The 4,945-nt window shown below is 54.7% G+C and carries 3 protein-coding genes; 1 reads left to right on the plus strand and 2 read right to left on the minus strand.

Annotated elements, in window-relative coordinates:
* Both ABX962_RS30090 and ABX962_RS30095 read right to left on the minus strand, forming a co-directional pair.
* On the minus strand, nt 1-2,280 hold a 2,280-nt coding region (locus tag ABX962_RS30090; protein ID WP_372725085.1), incomplete at its 3' end, for a tubulin-like doman-containing protein.
* Nucleotides 2,281-2,375: 95 nt separating this feature from the next.
* Entirely contained in the window at nt 2,376-3,701 is a 1,326-nt protein-coding gene (locus ABX962_RS30095) for an AAA family ATPase (protein WP_372725087.1), read from the minus strand.
* A 470-nt stretch (nt 3,702-4,171) separates the two neighbouring features.
* Here ABX962_RS30095 and ABX962_RS30100 point away from each other — a divergent pair.
* On the plus strand, nt 4,172-4,945 hold a 774-nt coding region (locus ABX962_RS30100; protein WP_372725089.1), incomplete at its 3' end, for an FHA domain-containing protein.

Below are 4,945 nucleotides of genomic sequence, written 5' to 3' on the forward strand. Positions count from 1 at the left end.
GGCCACCGCCGTCGCGATGTCGGTACTGCGGTGCGACAATCGATTAAACAATTCCTTCGTAAACACGCTTGTCATTTGGTCGATCGACGCGGCGGCATTCGAAGTGTTCGCGATCTCGTTGGCCCACTGGGGCGCTAATTCACCCGCGTCCCCCAAGGTGATCACCCGACCTTGTTCACGCGTTTGCAACCGGATGTGTTGTTGCAGTTGTTGCTGGCGATCGTAAGGGGTTTTTCCGAGCGGCTCTTGGATGACGTCAATGATTGGGTTTTGAGCAAAACCGGTACGACGCATCAATCGCTGAGACAATGGTTCCGCGTTCTTTTTGGCGTGTCCGGGATGCCCCAGCCATCGCAGCAACAAATGTTGCACGGTCGCGGGCGTCAAAATCTTTTCTTCAGGCCGGCGTACGACCCCCAGAGGGACGATGCCCACCGATCGTAATTGCGGTTTGTGAATCGAGACGTCTGGCGATTCGGGCGCACTGGAGCGTGCTTCGGCCAACAAATCCCCAGCCCCGGTTGAATCCGACCACAGGTAGTCGCTGATCACGTTGACCGGACGCGGCGCTTTCGGATCGAACTCATTGCTGGCGACCACGTAGGCGTCTTTGAGTGGCGTCCGCGCTGCGGGGACGCTTGGCCAACCGGCGCCTTCGTCGCCAGGATAGCCATTTTCGGGATGCAAATAGTGACGCATTTCCATCAACGCGGCTTGTGCGTCATGATGCGCAAGCGAAACCGATGGGTTTCGTGTTAACCCTTTCATCGCCAACATCGACAGGATCTTTGCCTGTTCGAATTGGTTTTCGTCCAGGAAATGTCTTAGCAGATGTACAACATCCAAATAGATGCCGCTGCCCGTTCCCCCGCTGATTGATCCAACGACATAAATCGACGGTATCTCCTCACTACGCGTTTTGGTAAGGTCTTTGACGATTTGGGCAATGGCGGTTTTCACTTTCGCACCATGGTCCACCAGCGCCAAGCGTCCGAGCGGTCGCATGCCTTCGGTCGACAAACTGCGAGGCACATTGTAGATCCAACGTCGCGATACGGTGGCAAGCCGTTTGATCGACAGCGATTGCCGGTACTCGTTGGGCGAGCGAAGCGGAATCGGCACGATCTCGGTTGGCGGTAACGATGCCGTCGAGTTACTGATGCGAGCGATGCCAAGCGTCTTTTCGTCGGTATCAATTAGCAGTGAATGAAAGCGAATCGGGCACGCCGAATGCATGCTGGCGATACGGCTGCGAATATCATGCAGCACTTCCGCCCCCGTGCCGCCGAGTGCGACCACGAGGACATCGGAAACGGTTCGTGAATCACGTTTGACCTCGCCATCGCGAAGCGCAGGTAAATCCTCGGTCGTGGCGGCTTGCGAACCGACTCCCAGCGGAATCCCTTCGGCGGTGTCATCATGGCTCAATTCGCCCGCCCGCGATTGCAGCGGAGTGCTGCGGCGACGCGGGTTGGTCAAGGCATGGACAAACGCACGACAATTTTCAAAACGACGCACCGGGTTTTTCTCAAGTGCCCTGGCAACCGCCGGTCGGTCACTCGGGGGAAGCGGTTCAAGATCGGGTGCATTGTGGACGTGCTGGGTTGCCAATTGAGCGATGGTGCGTCCGCTAAACGGACGCGTTCCCGTTAGCAGTTCTTGGTACATCACCGCGAGCGAGTACTGGTCGCTATGCATGCTCGGACGCCCATCGAAGACTTCTGGCGGCGCATATACCGGCGTCAAACCGCCCACGACACTGCAGTCGGCATCCCGCAGATCTTTTAATAATCCAAAGTCGGCTACTTTGACATGTTCGCCAATCACCAACAAATTTGCTGGTTTGATGTCGAGGTGTTGCAGTTGGTAACGCTCGTGCAGGTAATCGAGTGCATCAGCGGTATCGTTCAGATAGGCAAGCAGTTTTTCGTGGGGAATGCCGCAAGAACCACGGTCTCGGTGTTCACGAAAGACGTCTTCGAGTGAACCGTCGGCCAATTCCGTGACAATCACCAATTGATCGTCGGCAATTCCAAACCGTTCGAGCGTCAGCAGAAACGGGTGGCTGACGCCTTTGATCCGCTCGAGCGACTTCAGCTCACGCGCAGCTCGTTGCTGGTCGTGAGCTCCAAAAACGAACTTGACCGCTTTTTTGATTCCACCCGGCGCATCGGCACGCCATACCTCACCAAATCCACCACGGCCGATGAGCTTTTCAAGCACATAACCAGGGATCGGTTCGTAGCCGGCGCTGAATTTTTTGGGTTCTGTCGCTTTCATCGCGAGACGGCTTTCTACTGAGAAACGTTGAAAGGGAGGGGCTGAGGTCGAAGCAAGGCACCAAGGGATTTCGCGGGAAGTTTAGGCCTTGCGTCCTACAGTTGGCTAAAATAACTGCGACAGGCGTGATCCAAGTAATCCGGTTGTAACGTCAATGGCAGCTTGCGGTATTTGCAGAAATTTGCCACTTGAGTCAACAAGTCTCGCGGATGGCAACGTCGCATGTTGCGACCGCTGTCTTCATAGAACTTGAATAGATGATCTGCGGCTTGCGGCGTGTCCGGAAATCCTAAGGTTCGCATCACGCTGCTCATCAGTTCGCGATACTCTTCACGACCGGGATCGGAGACGAAGATCTTGTAAGGCACTCGTCTTAGGAATGCTTCGTCAACCAGCGAGTTAGGGTCGATGTTGGTCGAAAAAATGATCAACTGCTCAAAAGGAATTTGAATTTTTTTTCCGGTGGGCAATGTCAAATAGTCGCATTTATTTTCCAGTGGAATGATCCAGCGATTAAGTAGCTCCTCGGGGGCAATGCGTTGCCGACCAAAGTCGTCGATTAACAAACATCCGCAATTGCTCTTCATCTGTAGCGGCGCTTCGCAGATGTTGGACCGGGCGTCGTGGCGGACTTCCAGATTTTCCATGACTAATTCGCCACCGACCACCACGGTGGGGCGACGAATCCGAGTCCAGCGATTGTCCCATTCCTGGCCCTTTAAAATATCGCTGGCGATTTCGGGAACCGGAGCGGGGCGATGAAAGGCGTCATCTTGCAACTTGATCAAGTTGCCATCGTCAAGGATCGCGTTGGGAATCCAAATTTCTTGGCCAAGGCATTGAGTCAGACAGCGGGCAATCGTGGTTTTGCCGTTGCCCGGAGGCCCGAACAAGAACATGCCTGTGTTGCTGTTTACGGCGGGTCCGAGATGATCAAGCAGTTCGTTTTGATACGAGATTGAGCTGAGCGCGGTGCGTAATTGTTCGCGATCGACCGCATCCAGTCCGGCTGCTTGCGCTTCGACGCTCAGCACGTAATCCGACAATGGCACCGGCGCAGCGCCGGTGTAGCTGCACTGAGCCATTTGTTGATTGGCCTGCTTTTGGCCAGCTTCGGTGAGCGAGTAGTAGTAATCGTTAAAAGGGGCTGGCCGGACGTGCGTTACCAATTTGCGTGTTCGTAACGCATCAAGAATCGGTTCGATGACACGGAAAGGGATCCCGATCCGTTCTGACGAGGTGCGGCCGCTGAGGGTGCCACCGACCAACAGGATTTTGAGCATCAATCCGTCAACGTAGGCAGCACTCAGCCCGGTTTCGTGTAGATCACGAGGCTGCGTCGGCCAAAACGTGTCGTCGGACAGCAGCCCGCCTAACATGCTCGGTTCGAAGGATTGGGTGTCGCTTGCGAGTACAGTCATAACGTGTTTAGCGATGTTGATGAATGAACGATGCGGGGAACGTATCGGTGTTATCGATTGTGCGGCATTCGCGGGCCGTGCGTGGTTGTCGTTGCACCGCCCAGCAAACTTGACATGTTTGCCAGCCTGAATTGCCGCCCTCAAACGTAGCTCGCAAATAAGAGCATCGGAGCCGGTTATCGAAGCGATCGTAAATAAGTTCCGCGTCGTGGGCGGTATCTCCCGTAGTGAAGCGGTCATCGAAGGAGCGGTTCTGCAGGGGGGATCAGCGACGACAGTGGGGAAACGAAAACAGCGGAGTTATTACCGAACTCGTTTGAGCTGGATTCCGAACTTTTAGCCAAGAATTTTCGACTCTCGCGGTGACGACCGTCTATTTACGTCGTACCTTTCAAGGTCCCGCAGATTGATCACCCCCCCCGGAAGTTCTCGCTGCGAACACAACATGGCCCCTTGAGCGTACAAGATTAATGGCAACGATTGAAAACTCGGCACTCGAACGACTCCGGCGCAGCAATGCGTTGATGGAGGACATTTGGTTTTTGTCGGGCCCGACTCAGCCTGGCGAAACAATCATTCATCTGCCCATTGATGATGAACCGTATGTCATCGGACGCAAACCCGGGGTCTCATTGCGGCTGCAATTCCGCACCGTCAGCGGTCGTCATGCGGCGTTATCGATCCGCGATGGCGCTCTCCAGCTGACCGATCTTGGCAGCACCAACGGTACGTATGTCAACGGTAAACGAGTCGAGCCAAACCAAACCATCCGCATCAGCGAAGAAGACCTGATTCACTTTGCCGAAGCACCGTTCCGCGTTTATCGTCAATCGGTCATGGGAGCAACCAATGGCACGATTGCCGAAAATATTTGCGACCAAGCCTTAGCACTTGTCCAATTCGACCGACTGATGTCCGAGCGTTTGGTCCGGCCGCACTTTCAAGCCATCGTCGATCTACGCAGCGATCATCGTGAAATGATCGGACACGAGATTCTCGGGCGAGGCAGCGTGTTTGGACTCGAGTCGGTTGGTGCGATGTTCCAAGCTGCCGAGCAATTGAGTCTCGAAGTCGAGCTCAGCCGATTGCTTCGCTGGGAAGGAATTCGTGTGGGACGCGATTTTCCTGAAAGCCCGATGCTGTTCGTCAATACACATCCCAAAGAAATCGGTGACGTTCAAGGTTTAATTGAATCGCTGATCAAAGCACGCGAGATGGCAGGCAACGCGAATCTTGTGCTGGAA

The sequence above is a fragment of the Novipirellula sp. genome, from assembly GCF_041583735.1.
GTDB lineage: Bacteria > Planctomycetota > Planctomycetia > Pirellulales > Pirellulaceae > Novipirellula.